Consider the following 15,956-nt stretch of genomic DNA (forward strand, 5'->3'; position numbering starts at 1 on the left):
ACGGAAAGGCGGCGTTCGAGACGTCAGCATCGGTCACCGCTGACAGCACGTCACGGGCGCGCGGCCCCATCAGCGACAATGTGCCGAACTCCTCGGTGACGTCGGTCAGCGTCACGTCGAACTCTCTGCCGATATGATCGGCAATCCAGGAGAAATCGTGCGTGCGGAAACCGGTGCCGGTGACGATGTAGAATTTCTCCTCGCCGAGCCTCGCCACGGTCAAATCCGCCTCGATGCCGCCGCGCGTGTTGAGGAGCTGCGTGTAGGTCAGCCGGCCGACCGGCTTGGCGACGTCATTGGCGCAGATCCAGTCCAGCGCCTTCAGCGCGTCCGCTCCGGTCATTTCGTATTTGGCGAAAGACGACTGGTCGAAAATACCGATCTTTTCGCGCACGTGGCGGTGCTCGTCGCCAACCGCCGAGAACCAGTTCTGCCGGCCCATCGAATAGACGTCCTTCGGCTCGATGCCTTCCGGCGCGAACCAGTTAGGCCGCTCCCAGCCAAGTTTCGAGCCGAACACGGCGCGATGTTTTTGCAGCCGCTCGTACAAAGGCGAGACGATGCGCGGCCGGCCGCTGACATATTCCTCATGCGGGAAGCCGATCGTGTAGTGCTTGCCATAGGCCTCCAGCGTGCGGTCGCCGACCCATTGCCTGTCGCGGTGCAGATCGGAGAAGCGGCGGATGTCGACCACCCACAAATCGAGCGGCGCCTCGCCGTCGACGACCCATTGCGCCAGCACCCAGCCGGCGCCGCCGCCGGACGCGATGCCGAAGGCATTGAAGCCGGCGCCAACGAACATATTGGCGCATTCCGGCGCCACGCCGAGGATGAAATTGCCGTCCGGCGTAAAGCTCTCCGGACCGTTGATCATCTGCTTGACGCCGGCATTGGCGAGCGCCGGGACACGCTCGATCGCCTGGCTCATATGCTGCTCGAAATGATCGTAATCATCGTCGAACAGCCGGAACTCCCAATCGTCCGGCACATCACCGCCAGGCAGACCGGTCGTCCAGGCCTGCGGGTTCGGCTCATAGCCGCCCATCACCAACCCGCCGACCTCCTCCTTGAAATAGGTGCGGCGATCGGGGTCGCGAATCGTCGGCGCGTCGGTCGCCAAGCCGTCGATCCTCTCGGTGATGATGTACTGGTGCTTCACCGGCTGCAGCGGCACGTTGATGCCAGCCAGCGCACCCACCTGCCGCGCCCATTGCCCGGCGCAGTTCACCACCTTGTCGCAGGCGATATCGCCTTTGCTGGTCTTCACCGCGGTGATGCGGCCGTCTCTCATTTCGAAGCCGGTGACCCGCACCTCCTCGAACAATTTTGCGCCATGCATGCGCGCGCCCCTGGCCAGCGACTGGGTGACGTCGGAAGGGCTTGCCTGACCGTCGGTCGGCAGCCAGGACGCGCCAACGAGGTCGCCGGTTTCCAGCAGCGGCCACATTTCCTTGACCTCGGCCGGCGACAGCAAATGCATATCCATGCCGAAGCTCTTTGCCGTCGTTGCCAGCCGCTTATACTCGGTCCAGCGGTCGGCATTGGTGGCGAGGCGCATGCAGCCGGTCATCTTCCAGCCGGTGGCGAGGCCGGTTTCGGCTTCCAGCCCCTTATAAAGATCGACCGAATATTTGAGCACCCGCGTAATCGACGCCGACGAGCGCAACTGGCCGACCAGCCCGGCAGCATGCCACGTCGAGCCCGAGGTCAGTTTGCCCTGCTCGAGCAGCACGACATCGGCCTTATGGTCGCGCGCCAGATGATAGGCCGTCGAACAGCCGATGATGCCACCGCCGATGACGACGATCTCGGCCTGGGCGGGCAGGGTCATGTCCGCGTCCCGTATTTTGTCCTGTAGTTCTCCAGGGCGGTTTCGAGCCGCGCCAGGTTTTCGTCGGCGTAGGCGGCGTAGTCGATGCCGGGCGCGTCGAGGTAGAGCTCGGAAACCATGCCCCACATCGCCTCGCGCAGCAGCGACGCGCATTGCATGGCGGCGTGCGAGCGCCGTATTGCCGGGTCCGGCTCCTTCATGAAATAGGCGGTCAGAAAGGCGAAGGATTCCTCGTCGCTCATGCCGGCATTCGAAGCCGCGCCGGCAAGGTCGAACATCGCCGTGTTGAACCCGGCATATTCGAAATCGATGAGCCAAAGCCTGTGACCGTCGTCGATTATATTAGCCGGCAAAAGGTCGTTGTGGCCGAAGACGATCGGCAGCAGTTTTTGCGCGCGCTCGAGCTCGTCCGCCAGCGTCAGCAGGCGCGGCAGTTCGCCCAGCTTGCGGCTGCCGCCTTCCTCCAGCGTGCGCGCATAGTCGCGAATGACATGGAATACCCAGAACATGAAGCCGGCGCCGGAGACATGACCGGGCATTTCCCGGTGGAAGCCGCGCAGCAACGCGGCAACGCGGCCGAAATCGGCGCGCACGTCCTGTGCGACATAGGCCTTGGCGCCGAGATACTCCGTCACCATAACGCCGGGTCCGGTGTAGTGGACGGCCGGAGCGAAGCCTGCCGCGTGCGCTGCTCGCGCGGTCATCATCTCGCGCTCGCGAAAGACATGGTGGAACGGATAATCCTGGCCGATCCGCACGACGTGCCGCCCGACCGCGTCCTTGACCAGATAATTGGCATTGCTCAACCCGCCCGGCAGCGGCGCAATGTCGATGCTGCCGGTCCAGCAAGGCAGCGCGCGGATGCGGTCTTCGACAGTCACGATCTCGTCCAACATTGGGTCAATTTTCCACGCATGTCACGGCTGGCCAGCGATGACAATCGGACGGAGGAATGCAGGCAACGCGAAGATCTCGTCGGTGCAGATCTCGGGATCGGTATCCCGCACCGCACCGACGAGCCCCTTTGTGCCGGGTTCTTCGACGCCGGCATCCGCCCCCGCGGATCCTGAATTTCGGCACCCTTGCACCCGACAGTTTCCCGGGCGTTCGGGCAGGCGATTTTTCGTGCGGCTCAGCCCCGTCCTCGGTTCCGAGCCTGTCACAGCGATAATGTCGCGCCACGCTGGAGACGTTGTCAACGCGAAATTGTGGTGTTTTCTGGTTTTTCGCCCGAATTTTGCTAAATTCCTTGGAATTAGTGGCAATTATGCCGTAGAAACGGTCAGTAGTGCAACAATCCGACCGGATGGAACCGATGGTCCACTCGAAGCGGCATGGCGAAATCCTGCGCCTCCTCAAGGAGGAAGGCACTGTCACCATTGCCAGCCTGGCCGACCGGCTGGGCGTCTCGCTGGAGACGGTACGCCGCGACGTCAAGCCACTGACCAACGACGGTTCCATCCTCAAGATGCACGGCGCCGTCGGCCTGCCGTCGATTGCCGGCGAAGCGCCGTTCGAGCGGCGCATGCGCGAGAACGCCGACGCCAAGCGGGCAATAGCGCGCATGGTCGCCGCCACCATCCGCGACGGCGAATCGATCATGCTCGACACCGGCACCACCACCTCTTTCCTGGCCCGGGAACTGCTCGGCCACCGGCGGCTGACGGTCGTCACCAACTCCTCCGACATCGCCCGCACACTGGCCACCGTCAACGGCAACAAGGTCTATATGGCCGGCGGCGAGCTGCGCAGCGATTCCGGTGCTGCCTTCGGCGTCTCGGCCATCGAATTCGTCAGCCGCTTCTCCGTCAGCCACGCGGTGATTTCGACCGGCGCGGTCGATGCCGTCACGGGCGTCATGGACTATGATCTGGAAGAGGCGGAGTTCGCCCGCATGGTGCTGTCGCGCGGCCAGCGTTCGCTTGTCGTCACCGACCACAGCAAGTTCGGTCGCCACGGTCTGGTTCAGGTCTGCGGCTTCGACGGCTTTTCCGAACTCGCCACCGAGCGGCCGCCGCCGCGCGACATTGCCGCGGCGCTTGCCCAGGCGGGCGCGCGGCTCAGCATTGCCGGCGGCGAAAGCGGGTTCTAGTCGAAGACCAGCGATTGGTGGGCGCATATGCCCGCGAAGGCGCCACCTGATACGGCGAAGGCGATGTTGTGCATCGATCGTGCTGCATCTCCGGCGGCATAGACGCCGGGCACGGTCGTCTGCTGCCGGTCGTCGACGGTGATCACCGGACCGAGAAAGCCTTCCGTGAAGGTGCAGCCGAGCTGCTCGGCCAGCGGGCTCGCCATGGTGTTGCGCGGTGCTGTGAACAGCGCCCTGACGCCGGCTTTGCGGCCGTCTTCGAGACTGACGACCAGCCCGCCCGCACCATCTTTTTCCAGCTCCGCCACGCCGGCCGGTTCGAACCGCACGTTTCGCCTTTCCAGCGCAAGCATCTGTTCCGCGTCGGGTTCGAACATGCCGTTTGCGAACAGAGTGACGTCGCCCCAGTCGGCGATCAATTGCGCCTGATGCACCGCCATCGGGCCGGTTGCGAGTACGCCAAGCGGTCCGCCGTCCACCTCATAGCCATGGCAATAAGGACAATGCAGCACGCTCTTTCCCCAATGCTCGGCAAGCCCGGGGACATCCGGCAGGATATCGCGCACGCCGGTGGCAAGCACCAGCCGCGCGGCACCGAATGCCTCGCCGCGATCCGTCGTGACCTCGAAGCCGGAACCGGCGGCAGCGGCCTTGTCCGCCAACCCGGCGATGACCTTGGCTGTCGGATAGGCCAGCACTTGCTGCCTTGCGTCGTCCAGGATTGCGCCGGGCGCGCGCCCGTCCTGCCCGAGGAAGCCGTGCGAGTGTTCGGCAAAACGATTGCGGGGCTGGCCTGCGTCGATCACCAGGACGTTGCGCCGGGCTCGTGCCACCTGGATGGCAGCCGACAGGCCGGCAAAGCTGCCGCCCACGACAATCAGATCATACTGCATGGCTGGTCACTCCAATCAGCTCGTAACGGCGGTGGAAATCGGCGGCGAGGTCGGCAAGCGTGATGCGGCTGAGTTTTTCCGCCAGCAGCTTCTCGGCCTCAACGCGAAAATCATCGAGCGCCGCTATCACCGCTTGTTCGACAAGGCAGCCGGGGCTCTCCGGCTCGGTGCCGAACGGCAGCAGCGGTTCGCCGAGCGCGGCGCTGATCTCGGCCAGCGAGATTTGCTCGGGCGCACGGCCAAGTTGCCAGCCGCCGCCATGTCCGCGCGAAGAGGTGACGATGCCAGCTTTACGCAAGCCGGCGACGGTCCGGCGGACGACGACCGGGTTCGTGTGGATGAATGTGGCGAGTTGCTCGGAGGTCAGCGCGTGCTCCTGCGTTTCGGCCATGTGGACGAGAATGTGCAGGGTCGACGAGAGTCTGCTGTTTCGTTTCATGTAACTTATTTAGTTACGAGTCTTTCGGCCGTCAAGTGTTGTCGGTCGCCCCACTTCCCAGCGCCGCTTCCGCCGTGTTTAGTCCGGCCATGGCTTTCACCATCCGCCAATTGCAGTTCTTCATCGCCGTCGCCGAGCAGGGCACGGTGTCGGGCGCCGCCCAGAACCTGTCGATCTCGCAATCCTCGGTCACCGAGGCGATCAAGGAGTTGGAGCACGATCTCGGCGTCGAGTTGTTCGAGCGCCACCCGCGCGGCTTGAACATCACCCACAAAGGCCACCAGTTCCTGCGCCATGCGAGGAAGATCCTCGCCGACGTTTCCGATGCGCGCCGCGCCTTCTTCGGCGAACGGATAGCGGCAAGCGGGCGGCTGCAACTTGGCGTCACCTCGCTGGTCGCCGGCTATGTGCTGTCGGATCTTCTTGCCCGCTACCGCCGCGCTTATCCGGGTGTCGAGGTCTCGGCGATCGAGGACAATGGCGACTATCTCGAGCACCTGTTGATCGGCGGCAAGCTCGACATTGCCGTCATGGTCACTTCGAACCTGCGCGACCGCACGGCGCTGCAGTCCGAAATCCTCGAAGTCTCGGCTTACCGGCTGTGGCTGCCGCTCGGCCATCCCTTGGCCGGCGCCGACATTATCGGCATCGGTGACATCGCCTCGGAACCGCTGATCATGCTGACCGTCGACGAGATCGAGGAGAACACCGGAAAGCTGCTGACGGCGATCGGCGCCAAGCCGCATGTCGCCTTCCGCACCCGCTCGGTCGAAGCGGTGCGCAGCCTCGTCGCCACCGGCGCCGGCGTGGCGCTGCTGCCCGACCTCGTCTACCGGCCTTGGTCGCTGGAAGGCGACCGCATCGAATCGCGCGATATTTCGGGATCGTTGCCGGTCGTCCAGGTCGGCATGGTCTGGCGGCGCGGCTCCGGCCTGCCGCAGGCGGCGCGCGACTTCATCGGGCTTGCCCAGTCGCAGCGCATGGTGCGCCAACGGCCCGAGAAGATCGGCCGCTGATGTATCGGGAAAACCGATATCGGCTTTCTGATAAATGAATTTGCGAAACCGGAAATTTCGCAGCACTTTTCGGTCAGGGAACAAAGCTGCCGCCGGAGCACGGCCCTTCAGAGCCGCGCATCCAACGTTTTTAAACGGGCGCATGACCTTTTTCCGAAAGCCGAAACCGGTTTCGGGGTCATGCAAAATGGGAGATCGACGATGAATTCATTGCTGAAATCATGCACTGCCTTGACGGTCGCGCTGAGCTTTTCCGGTCAGGCGATTGCCCAGGTCAAGGAGCTCGGCAAGGGTGAAGGCGAGGTCAATATCGTCGCCTGGCCGGGCTATATCGAGCGCGGCGAAACCGACAAGGGCTATGATTGGGTCACTTCGTTCGAGAAGGAGACCGGCTGCAAGGTCAACGTCAAGACCGCCAACACCTCCGACGAGATGGTCTCGTTGATGAACGAAGGCGGTTTCGACCTTGTCACCGCCTCGGGGGACGCCTCGCTGCGCCTGGTTGCCGGCAAGCGCGTCCAGCCGATCAACACCGACCTCATACCGAGCTGGAAGACGGTCGACGACCGGCTGAAGGATGCGCCCTGGTTCACCGTCGGCGGTGTCCATTACGGCGTCCCCTATCAGTGGGGGCCGAACGTGCTGATGTACAACACCGAAGTGTTCAAGGAGGCACCGAAGAGCTGGAACATCGTGTTCGAGGAAATGAAGCTGCCCGACGGCAAGTCGAACAAGGGCCGCGTCCAGGCCTATGACGGGCCGATCCACATCGCCGACGCCGCCAATTACCTGATGGCCCACAAGCCGGAGCTCGGCATCAAGGATCCGTACGAACTGACCGAGGACCAGTACAAGGCCGCGCTCGACCTGCTGCGCGTCCAGCGTACGCTTGTCGGACGCTATTGGCATGACGCCGCCATACAGGTCGACGATTTCCAGAACGAAGGCGTCGTCGCCTCCGGTTCTTGGCCCTACCAGGTCAACACGCTGATCGCGGCCAAGAAGCCGGTCGCCTCGACCATCCCCGAGGAGGGCGTCACCGGCTGGGCCGACACCACGATGATGGAGGCCGATGCGGCCCACCCGAACTGCGCCTACATGTGGATTGAGCATTCGCTGTCGCCGAAAGTGCAGGGCGACGTCTCCGCCTGGTTCGGCTCGCTGCCGGTGGTGCCTGCCGCCTGCAAGGGCAACGAACTGCTCGGCGAAGAGGGCTGCAAGACCAACGGCTACGACAATTTCGACAAGATCAAGTTCTGGAAGACGCCGGTCTCGAAATGCGCCACCCAGAACGACCAGTGCGTGCCCTATTACCGCTGGGTGTCGGACTATATCGGCGTCATCGGCGGGCGGTGAGTTCGCCTCACCTACGAAGCTCGGCGCTGCCCCTCACCCTTACCCTCTCCCCGTGAAGAACGGGGGGTCGCCAGCGTTGGAGCGCCTCCCTTCTCCCCGTCCACTATACGGGGAGAAGGTGCCGGCAGGCGGATGAGGGGCGGCGCAACCGCCTGAAATTTAATGAGCCTGACAGATCAGGACAGCCCATGACCTCCGCCGTTTCCTTCCAAAAAGTCTCCCGCCATTTCGGCAGCGTGCGTGCCGTCGACGCGGTCGATCTCGACATCGTGCCGGGCGAGTTCTTCGCCATGCTCGGGCCTTCCGGCTCGGGCAAGACGACGTGCCTGCGCCTCATCGCCGGCTTCGAGCAGCCGACGGCTGGGTCGATCTCGATCTTCGGCGAACGCGCCGAGGGCGTGCCGCCCTATCGCCGCAACGTCAACACCGTGTTCCAGGATTATGCGCTGTTCCCGCATCTCAACGTGCTCGACAACGTCGCCTATGGGCTGATGGTCAAGGGCGTCGGCAGACCGGAGCGGCAAAAGGCGGCGGAAGAGGCGCTTGCGCTGGTGCGGCTTCCCGACTACGGCGCGCGTCGCCCTGGCCAACTTTCCGGCGGCCAGCGCCAGCGCGTCGCGCTCGCCCGTGCTCTGGTCAACCAGCCCAAGGTGCTGTTGCTCGACGAGCCGCTCGGCGCGCTCGACCTCAAGCTGCGCGAAAACATGCAGGAGGAGTTGAAATCGCTGCAGAAGGCGCTCGGCATCACCTTCGTGTTCGTCACCCACGACCAGGGCGAAGCGCTTTCGATGGCCGACCGCGTCGCCGTCTTCAATGACGGCAAGATCATGCAGATCGGCACGCCGGAAGACATCTACCAGCGCCCCAAGACCCGCTTCGTCGCCGATTTCGTCGGCTCGTCCAACGTGCTGCCGCCGGATTTCGTCCAGCGCTATGCCGGCCAGCATCGCTGGGGCAGCCTGCGGCCCGAATCCATCCGTATTAGCCGGGCCAACGGCGAAGGCGTTGCCGCTCGTCTTGTCTCGACCAACTATCTCGGCGCCACGACAAGACTGGCGCTCGATGCAGAGGGCTTGCGGCTACATGCCATCGTGCCGGCGGGTGCTGCCTTGCCCCGGGAAGGCGAGGCGGTGGTGCTCACCTTCAACCGCGAGCATTTGCATTTGATGGACGAGCTGGGATGAGCCTTGACGCTGCCATGCCGCGGGCCACGGCCCCCGCCATCCTGCCGGGCAGCGGCGGCGTACGCGGCGCGCTCTCCGACATCTTCTGGCGCCGGCCGCAACTGCTGCTTCTGCTCATGCTGCTGCCGCCGGTTCTGTGGCTCGGCATCGTCTATATCGGCTCGCTGGTCGCACTGCTCCTGCAGAGCTTCTTTTCGATCGACGAGTTCTCCGGCCTGATCAACCGGCAGTTCACGCTAAAGACCTATGGCGACCTGCTGCAGGCCGCTAATCTCGACATCATCCTGCGCACGGTGACGATGGCGGCGCTGGTGACGCTCGCGTCGGCGGTCATCGCCTTTCCCATCGCCTATTACGCGGCGCGCTATGCGCGTGGCCGTTGGAAAGCGTTGTTTTATCTCGGCGTCATGCTGCCGCTGTGGTCGAGCTACCTGGTCAAGATCTATGCCTGGAAGCTGATCCTCGCCAAGGAAGGCATCCTGACGTGGCTGTTGGCCAAATTGCATCTTCTGTGGCTGCTTGATGCCTGGCTATCGCTCCCGATCGTCGGCGGCAACTCGCTGTCGGTCTCCTCAACTGGCACCTTCATCGTATTCGTCTATGTCTGGCTGCCCTTCATGATCCTGCCGGTGCAGGCCGCACTCGAGCGCGTGCCGGGCAATCTGGTCGAGGCCTCGTCCGATTTGGGGGCCTCGCCCGGCCAGACCTTCCGCAACGTGCTGTTCCCGCTGGCGCTGCCCGGCATCGTCGCCGGCTCGATCTTCACCTTCTCGCTGACGCTCGGCGACTACATCATCCCCCAGATCATCGGTACCTCGCGGCTGTTCATCGGCCAGGCCGTCTATTCGCAGCAAGGCACTGCCGGCAACATCCCGCTCGCCGCCGCCTTTACCGTGGTGCCCATTGTCATCATGGGCTTCTACCTCTGGGGCGCCAAGCGCATGGGGGCTTTCGATGCGCTCTGACCGTGGCCCATCCGCGCCGATCGGCCTGAAGCTCGCTGCCACCGGCGGCCTGCTCTTCCTGCACCTGCCGATCCTGCTGATCTTCGTCTATGCCTTCACCACCGAGGAGAAGAGCTTCGTCTGGCCGCCGCCGGGCCTGACCACGCAATGGTTCGCCGTCACCTGGAACCGGCCTGACGTCTGGCAGGCGCTGTCGCTGTCTGTGCGCGTCGCGGCGATCTCGACCGCCATCGCGCTGGTCCTCGGCACGCTCTGCGCCGCGGCCGTGTCCCGCACAAAATTCTTCGGCCGCGAAACCATCTCGCTGCTGGTGATCCTGCCGATCGCGCTGCCCGGCATCATCACCGGCATCGCGCTGCGCTCGGCCTTCGCGCTGGCCGAAATCCCGTTCTCGTTCTGGACGGTCGTGCTCGGCCACGCCACATTCTGCGTGGTCGTCGTCTACAACAATGCCGTCGCCCGTTTCCGCCGCACGTCCGGCTCGATGATCGAGGCGTCGATGGATCTCGGCGCCGATGGTTTCCAGACCTTTCGGCATGTCGTGCTGCCCAACATCGCAACCGCGCTGCTGGCCGGCGGCATGCTTGCCTTTGCGCTGTCCTTCGACGAGGTCATCGTCACCACCTTCACCGCCGGCCAGCAGCAGACGGTGCCGATCTGGATGCTCGAAGAGTTGATCCGTCCGCGCCAGCGTCCGGTCACCAATGTCGTGGCGATGGTCGTGGTGCTGGTGACGCTGCTTCCCATCCTCGCTGCCTATTACCTGACCCGCGACGGCGACCAGATCGCCGGTTCGGGCAAATGACTTCAGTTCATAAGGGAGAGATTTCCATGGACACGCAGATGCTGATCGGCTCGAGATTCGAGAAAGGCGCCGAGACCGAGGAACCGATCCTCAACCCGAAGACCGGGGCGACCATCCTCAATCTGCCCGAGGCCAGCCCGGCGCAGATCGAGGCGGCAGTGCTTGCCGCCGAAAAAGCCTTCGTCACCTGGTCCCGCACAACACCGGCGCAGCGCGCCGGCTATCTCCTGAAGATCGCCGATCGCATCGAGGCTGCTGCACAGGATTTCGCGGCGCTCGAGGCGCTGAACTGTGGCAAGCCGATCAATGCCGTGCTCAATGACGAGATCCCGGCGATCGTCGACTGCTACCGCTTCTTTGCCGGCGCGGTCCGCTCGATGCCTGGACAGGTCGCCGGCGAATACATTCCCGGTCATACCTCGATGGTCCGCCGCGACGCCATCGGCGTCGTGGCGTCGATTGCGCCGTGGAATTATCCGCTGATGATGATGGCCTGGAAGCTGGCGCCGGCGATTGCCGGCGGCAACACCGTCGTCTTCAAGCCGTCGGAGCAGACGCCGCTGACTGCGCTGAAGCTGGCAAAAATCCTTGCCGAGATCCTGCCGGAAGGCGTCGTCAACGTCGTGCTCGGCCGCGGCGACAGCGTCGGCAACACGCTGATCAACCATCCGAAGGTCAACATGATCTCGATCACCGGCGACGTCGCCACCGGCAAGAAGGTGCTGCAGGCCGCCGCCAAATCGGTCAAGCGCACGCATCTCGAACTCGGTGGCAAGGCGCCGGTCATCGTCTTCGACGACGCCGATCTCGGTGCGGTGGTCAACGGCCTGCGCGCCTTCGGCTATTACAATGCCGGCCAGGACTGCACCGCCGCCTGCCGCATCTATGCCGGCAAGAAGATCTACGACAAGCTCGTCGCCGACCTCTCCGCTGCGGTCTCGACCATCAAGTATGATCGTCCCGACGATACCGAGAACGAAATCGGGCCGCTGATCTCGCGCCGCCAGCGCGACCGCGTCTCGAGCTTCGTCGAGCGCGCCTCGGAGCTCAAGCACATCGAGATCACCACTGGCGGCAAGCCGGGCGAAGGCTCCGGCTTTTTCTATCAGCCGACCGTCGTCGCCGGCGCGCTGCAGGAGGACGAGATCGTGCGCCGCGAAGTGTTCGGTCCGGTGGTCTCGGTCACCCGCTTTTCCGAAGTCGACGAGGCCGTGAACTGGGCCAATGATTCTGACTACGGCCTGGCGTCATCGGTGTGGACCAAGGACGTTTCGCGCGCCATGGCGACGGCGGCCCGGCTGCAATATGGCTGCACCTGGATCAACACCCATTTCATGCTGACCAACGAGATGCCGCATGGCGGGTTGAAACAATCCGGCTACGGCAAGGACATGTCGCTCTATGCACTGGAGGACTATACCGCCGTCCGCCACGTCATGGTTGCGCATGGGTGAGGAGCGGTCCGCGTAGCGGACGAAAAGCCAATTGCTTGGCTTTTCGAGCTTCGAACGCCCTGAGCCTGCGAAGGGCCGGGGGACGGTCGCGGGCACAAGGCGCCTGCTGAAAGCGCGGCGCGACTATTCTTCCGCCTCGTCCGTCCCGTCCGCGGCCGGCGCCACCAACAGTACGGCGGCGCCGAGGATCGCGGCAATGAAGGAGCCGGCGAGGATGCCGACCTTGACCGCGTCCTGCAGAGCGACGTCGCTGGCGAAGGCGAGCAGGCCGATGAACAGGCTCATGGTAAAGCCGATGCCGCAGAGCAGCGAAATGCCGACCATGTGCAGCCAGCCGGCATTGACCGGCAGATCGGCGAAGCCGAGCCGGATAGCAAGCGCGGAAGACCCGAACACGCCGACCAGCTTGCCGGCGACGAGGCCGGCGGCGACGCCGAGCGTCAGCGGCTCGGCCAGGGCGGCAGCGCTGAGACCGCCGAGCGAGACGCCGGCGTTGGCAAAGCCGAAAATCGGGATGACGAAAAAGGCGACGATTTTGTGCAGGCCGTGTTCGAGCCGGTGCAGCGGCGAATGGTCGCGATCGTGGCCGCTGCCCGGCGAGATCTTCAATGGGATGGTGAGGGCCAGCGCAACGCCGGCGAGCGTCGCATGGACGCCCGATTTAAGCACCAAAACCCACAGAACGATGCCGAGCAAGATGTACAGCAGCAGCGTCAGCACCCGCATGCGGTTGAGCACGACGAGCAGCGCGATGACGGCGAAGGCGGCGCCGAGATAAGCGAGCGACAGCCCGCTGGTATAAAACACCGCGATGATGAGCACGGCGCCGAGATCGTCGATGATGGCGAGCGCGGTGAGGAATATCTTCAGCGAGCCCGGGACGCGGCTGCCGAGCAGCGACAGCACGCCGAGCGCAAAGGCGATGTCAGTGGCGGTCGGAATCGCCCAGCCGGACAGAGCGGCTGGATTGTTGCGGTTGATGGCGACGTAGACCAGTGCCGGCACTGCCATGCCGCCGGCGGCGGCGATGCCGGGCAGCACGCGGCGCGGCCAGGTCGACAGCTGGCCGTCGAGCATCTCGCGCTTGATCTCGAGGCCGACCAGCAGGAAGAACACCGCCATCAGGCCGTCATTGATCCAGTGCGAGACGCTGAGCGGTCCGAGATAGGCATGGAGGGCGGAGAAATAAGCCTCGCCCAGCGGCGAATTGGCGACGATCAGGGCCAAGGCCGCCGCAGCCATCAGGATGAGGCCGCCGGCCGCCTCGCTGTCGAGGAATTCGCGCAGCATGGAGACCAGCCGCTTTTCGTCCTGCATGTCGCCTCCGTCGTATCAGCGGCAAGGTCCGACACCGCCAAGCGATGATGCGCAAACAGCGCTGGCCGGGCAAGCCTGTAGTCAGAACCTTTTAGCGCGGCGCGCGCTTGGCGAGGATGCGTTGCAGCGTGCGGCGATGCATGTTCAGGCGGCGTGCGGTTTCCGAGACGTTGCGGTCGCACATTTCGTAGACGCGCTGGATGTGCTCCCAGCGTACCCGGTCGGCCGACATCGGATTTTCGGGCGGCGCTGCGCGTTCGCCCGCGGTGCGGGTCAGGGCGGCAAAGATATCGTCGGCATCGGCCGGCTTCGACAGATAGTCGATGGCGCCGAGCTTTACCGCCGTCACTGCGGTGGCGATGTTGCCGTAGCCGGTGAGGATGATGGCGCGGGCATCGTCGCGCTTCTCGCGAATGGCGGCGACGACGTCGAGGCCGTTGCCGTCGGCCAGCCGCATGTCGACCACCGCATAGGCGGGCGGATTGGCGCGCGCCTTGGCAACCGCCTCCTCGACGCTCTCCGCCGTCTCGACCACGAAACCCCTGGTTTCCATGGCGCGGGCAAGCCGCGTCAGGAACGGTTTGTCGTCGTCGACGATCAGCAGCGAGGTGTCCTCGCCTTCGACCATTGCGCCAATCGTTTCGTCAGTACTCATCGTGCTGAAAATCCTGCTGCCTGATTTTTACGCAAATATAGTTTCGCAACGCTATTGTCCAATTTAGGCCGTGTCGAACATGGTGGCCGAAGCCTGCTCGGGATTGAGGAAGACGCTGCGCGGCCACGATATCTGCACGATAGCGCCCTCGCCGGGCTCGCTCGAATTGCGGAAATCGAGCGTCGCGCCGGAGCGTTCGAGCAAGGTCTTGGCGATGAATAGGCCGAGGCCGAGGCCGCCGCCGGCTTCGGTGCCCTGGCGCGTCGACATATAGGGTTCGCCGATACGGTCGATGATCTCCGGCGGAAAGCCCGGCCCGTCGTCGATGATCGAGAAGCTGACGGCGGCCTCGTTCCAGCTCCAGCGTATGGTGACGTTCTTGCGGGCGAAGTCGACGGCGTTCTCAACCAGATTGCCGAGGCCGTAGATGACGCCGGGATTGCGCCGGCCCACCGGTTCCGGGCCGATGCGCTCGCCCGGCCGAAGCTTGATCGAAATGCCGAAATCGCGGTGCGGTGCCGTCACTTCCTCGACCAGCGAGGTCAGCGGCAGACGCGAGAGGTGCACCTCGCTCTCGGAGGAAAGGCTGGTCAGGCGCTTCAGGATTTCGCGGCAGCGCTCGCTCTGCGAACGCAGAAGCTTCACGTCCTCGCCGTATTTCGGATCTTCGCCAAGCGCCTTCTCCATCTCCTTGGCGACAAGCGTGATCGTGGCGAGCGGCGTGCCGAGCTCGTGCGCGGCGGCCGCGGCGAGGCCGTCGAGGGCAGAGAGATGCTGTTCTCGCTGCAGCACCAGTTCGGTGGCGGCAAGCGCGTTGGCAAGCAGCCGCGCCTCCTCGGCCACCCGGAAGGCATAAATCGCGGTAAAGGCGATGGAGCAGAACACCGCCATCCATATGCCGGCAACATAGATGAACGGCATCGCCAATGGCGCGCCCTCATGCCAGGGCAGCGGCAGGTGGTAAAAGACCAGCAGCGTCGCCGCTACGATCACCAGCGCGCCGAGCATGGCGGTCAGCCGCAGCGGCAGCGACGTCGCCGAGACGACGACGGGCACGGTCATCAGCAGCGAAAACGGATTGGTGAGTCCGCCGGTCATGTAGAGCAGGCCGGCAAGCTGCAGGCTGTCGAAGGTCAGGATGGCGAAGGCCGAGAACGGGGTAAGCCGATGCGCCGCCGGATAGCGGAAGGTCAGCAAAAGGTTCATCCAGGCCGAACAGGCGATCAGCGCAAAACACATGCTGACCGGTAGCGGAAATTTCAGCCCGTAAGCGACGACAAGCACGGTCAGGCTCTGGCCGACGATGGCAAGCCAGCGCAACCTGATCAGCGTGTTGAGGCGCAGCCGCTGGCTTTGCTGGAAGTCGGGTGCGTGCAGGATGTTTATCATGGCCAACGATTATAGAGGGGAAACAGCCGGAGGTCTTTTCCGAAAAACCGCCGAAGCTGGCCTTCCGTTCGGGATGACAGTCCGGGAAGCGTCAGGTACCGCGCGGCTTGGCGCGGCTGGTGGCGGCGGCGAGAAGCGGGTTCTCTGGCCAGACATGCCTGGGGTAGCGGCCGCGCATGTCTGCCCGCACATCGGCCCAGGAGCCGCGCCAGAACCCGGGAAGGTCGCGCGTCGTCTGGATCGGCCGATGCGCCGGCGACAGCAATTCGAGCGTCAGCGGCACAGTGCCGTTGGCGATCGCGGGATGCCGGTCGAGGCCGAACAGTTCCTGCACGCGGATCGCCAGCACCGGCCATTCGCCGTCATAGCGGATCGGCAGCCGGCTGCCCGACGGCGCGTCGAAATGGGTCGGCGCCAATGCGTCTATCTTGCGCTGCAATTCGTGCGGCACCAGCGTCATCAGGCCTTGCGAAAGCATGCTGGGATCAATCGCCGCGAAGGATGCGGCACCGGAAAGGAACGGCAGCAGCCACTCGTCGAGGCGCTCGACGAGTGCGGCA

The 15,956-nt window shown here is 64.3% G+C and carries 15 protein-coding genes; 7 read left to right on the forward strand and 8 right to left on the reverse strand.

Annotated elements, in window-relative coordinates; genetic code table 11:
- Together E5W70_RS19080 and E5W70_RS19085 are read right to left on the reverse strand one after the other, a co-directional pair.
- The coding region (locus tag E5W70_RS19080; RefSeq protein WP_292660838.1) for an FAD-dependent oxidoreductase at nucleotides 1-1,831 on the reverse strand (1,831 nt) is incomplete at its 3' end.
- The gene (locus E5W70_RS19085; protein ID WP_292660875.1) at nucleotides 1,828-2,712 is read right to left on the reverse strand and encodes a phosphotransferase family protein; all 885 of its coding nucleotides are present in this window, start codon (nucleotides 2,710-2,712) and stop codon (nucleotides 1,828-1,830) included. The genes E5W70_RS19085 and E5W70_RS19080, both read right to left, overlap by 4 nt.
- 434 nt (nucleotides 2,713-3,146) lie before the next feature.
- Here E5W70_RS19085 and E5W70_RS19090 point away from each other — a divergent pair, with 434 nt between their 5' ends.
- Nucleotides 3,147-3,923, forward strand: a complete 777-nt coding sequence (locus E5W70_RS19090; protein ID WP_292660841.1) for a DeoR/GlpR family DNA-binding transcription regulator — start codon at nucleotides 3,147-3,149, stop codon at nucleotides 3,921-3,923.
- Here the strand turns inward: E5W70_RS19090 and E5W70_RS19095 are convergent.
- Both E5W70_RS19095 and E5W70_RS19100 read right to left on the reverse strand, forming a co-directional pair.
- Nucleotides 3,920-4,816 (reverse strand): NAD(P)/FAD-dependent oxidoreductase, encoded by an 897-nt coding sequence (locus tag E5W70_RS19095; protein WP_292660844.1) that lies wholly within the window; start codon nucleotides 4,814-4,816, stop codon nucleotides 3,920-3,922. The two genes, E5W70_RS19090 and E5W70_RS19095, sit on opposite strands and share 4 nt — an antisense overlap.
- Complete coding sequence (locus E5W70_RS19100) at nucleotides 4,806-5,255, reverse strand: Rrf2 family transcriptional regulator (protein WP_292660846.1); 450 nt, start codon at nucleotides 5,253-5,255, stop codon at nucleotides 4,806-4,808. The genes E5W70_RS19095 and E5W70_RS19100 overlap by 11 nt, the downstream gene beginning before the upstream one ends.
- Before the next feature lie 89 nt (nucleotides 5,256-5,344).
- Here E5W70_RS19100 and E5W70_RS19105 point away from each other — a divergent pair, with 89 nt between their 5' ends.
- The 6 genes from E5W70_RS19105 to E5W70_RS19130 all read left to right on the forward strand — a co-directional run bounded on the left by E5W70_RS19105 (nucleotide 5,345) and on the right by E5W70_RS19130 (nucleotide 12,035).
- Nucleotides 5,345-6,271 carry a LysR substrate-binding domain-containing protein gene (locus E5W70_RS19105; RefSeq protein WP_254816127.1) on the forward strand — a complete coding sequence of 309 codons (927 nt, stop codon included), beginning with the start codon at nucleotides 5,345-5,347 and terminating at the stop codon, nucleotides 6,269-6,271.
- 201 nt (nucleotides 6,272-6,472) lie between these two features.
- The gene (locus E5W70_RS19110; RefSeq protein WP_292660851.1) at nucleotides 6,473-7,627 is read left to right on the forward strand and encodes an ABC transporter substrate-binding protein; all 1,155 of its coding nucleotides are present in this window, start codon (nucleotides 6,473-6,475) and stop codon (nucleotides 7,625-7,627) included.
- A 188-nt stretch (nucleotides 7,628-7,815) separates the two neighbouring features.
- On the forward strand, nucleotides 7,816-8,811 hold the full coding sequence (locus tag E5W70_RS19115; RefSeq protein WP_292660854.1) for an ABC transporter ATP-binding protein: 996 nt from the start codon (nucleotides 7,816-7,818) through the stop codon (nucleotides 8,809-8,811).
- Nucleotides 8,808-9,776: an ABC transporter permease gene (locus tag E5W70_RS19120; protein ID WP_292660856.1), complete on the forward strand. Its 969-nt coding sequence runs from the start codon at nucleotides 8,808-8,810 to the stop codon at nucleotides 9,774-9,776. Before E5W70_RS19115 ends, E5W70_RS19120 begins: the two co-directional genes overlap by 4 nt.
- A complete protein-coding gene (locus tag E5W70_RS19125; protein ID WP_292660858.1) occupies nucleotides 9,766-10,581 on the forward strand; it encodes an ABC transporter permease in 816 nt (271 codons plus the stop codon). Before E5W70_RS19120 ends, E5W70_RS19125 begins: the two co-directional genes overlap by 11 nt.
- A gap of 26 nt (nucleotides 10,582-10,607) precedes the next feature.
- On the forward strand, nucleotides 10,608-12,035 hold the full coding sequence (locus tag E5W70_RS19130; protein WP_292660861.1) for a gamma-aminobutyraldehyde dehydrogenase: 1,428 nt from the start codon (nucleotides 10,608-10,610) through the stop codon (nucleotides 12,033-12,035).
- A 123-nt stretch (nucleotides 12,036-12,158) separates the two neighbouring features.
- On the opposite strand, the gene nhaA is transcribed toward E5W70_RS19130, so the two are convergent.
- The 4 genes from nhaA to E5W70_RS19150 form a co-directional block, all read right to left on the reverse strand.
- On the reverse strand, nucleotides 12,159-13,352 hold the full coding sequence (gene nhaA, locus E5W70_RS19135) for a Na+/H+ antiporter NhaA (RefSeq protein WP_292660864.1): 1,194 nt from the start codon (nucleotides 13,350-13,352) through the stop codon (nucleotides 12,159-12,161).
- A 91-nt stretch (nucleotides 13,353-13,443) separates the two neighbouring features.
- Nucleotides 13,444-14,007, reverse strand: coding sequence for an ActR/PrrA/RegA family redox response regulator transcription factor (locus E5W70_RS19140; protein ID WP_023676342.1), 564 nt, complete (start codon nucleotides 14,005-14,007; stop codon nucleotides 13,444-13,446).
- A 63-nt stretch (nucleotides 14,008-14,070) separates the two neighbouring features.
- Nucleotides 14,071-15,396 (reverse strand): ActS/PrrB/RegB family redox-sensitive histidine kinase, encoded by a 1,326-nt coding sequence (locus E5W70_RS19145; protein WP_292660867.1) that lies wholly within the window; start codon nucleotides 15,394-15,396, stop codon nucleotides 14,071-14,073.
- A gap of 91 nt (nucleotides 15,397-15,487) precedes the next feature.
- Nucleotides 15,488-15,956: ATP-dependent helicase C-terminal domain-containing protein (locus tag E5W70_RS19150; protein WP_292660870.1), on the reverse strand; the 469-nt coding region annotated here is incomplete at its 5' end.

The sequence above is a fragment of the Mesorhizobium sp. genome (genome assembly GCF_005063415.1).
GTDB lineage: Bacteria > Pseudomonadota > Alphaproteobacteria > Rhizobiales > Rhizobiaceae > Mesorhizobium.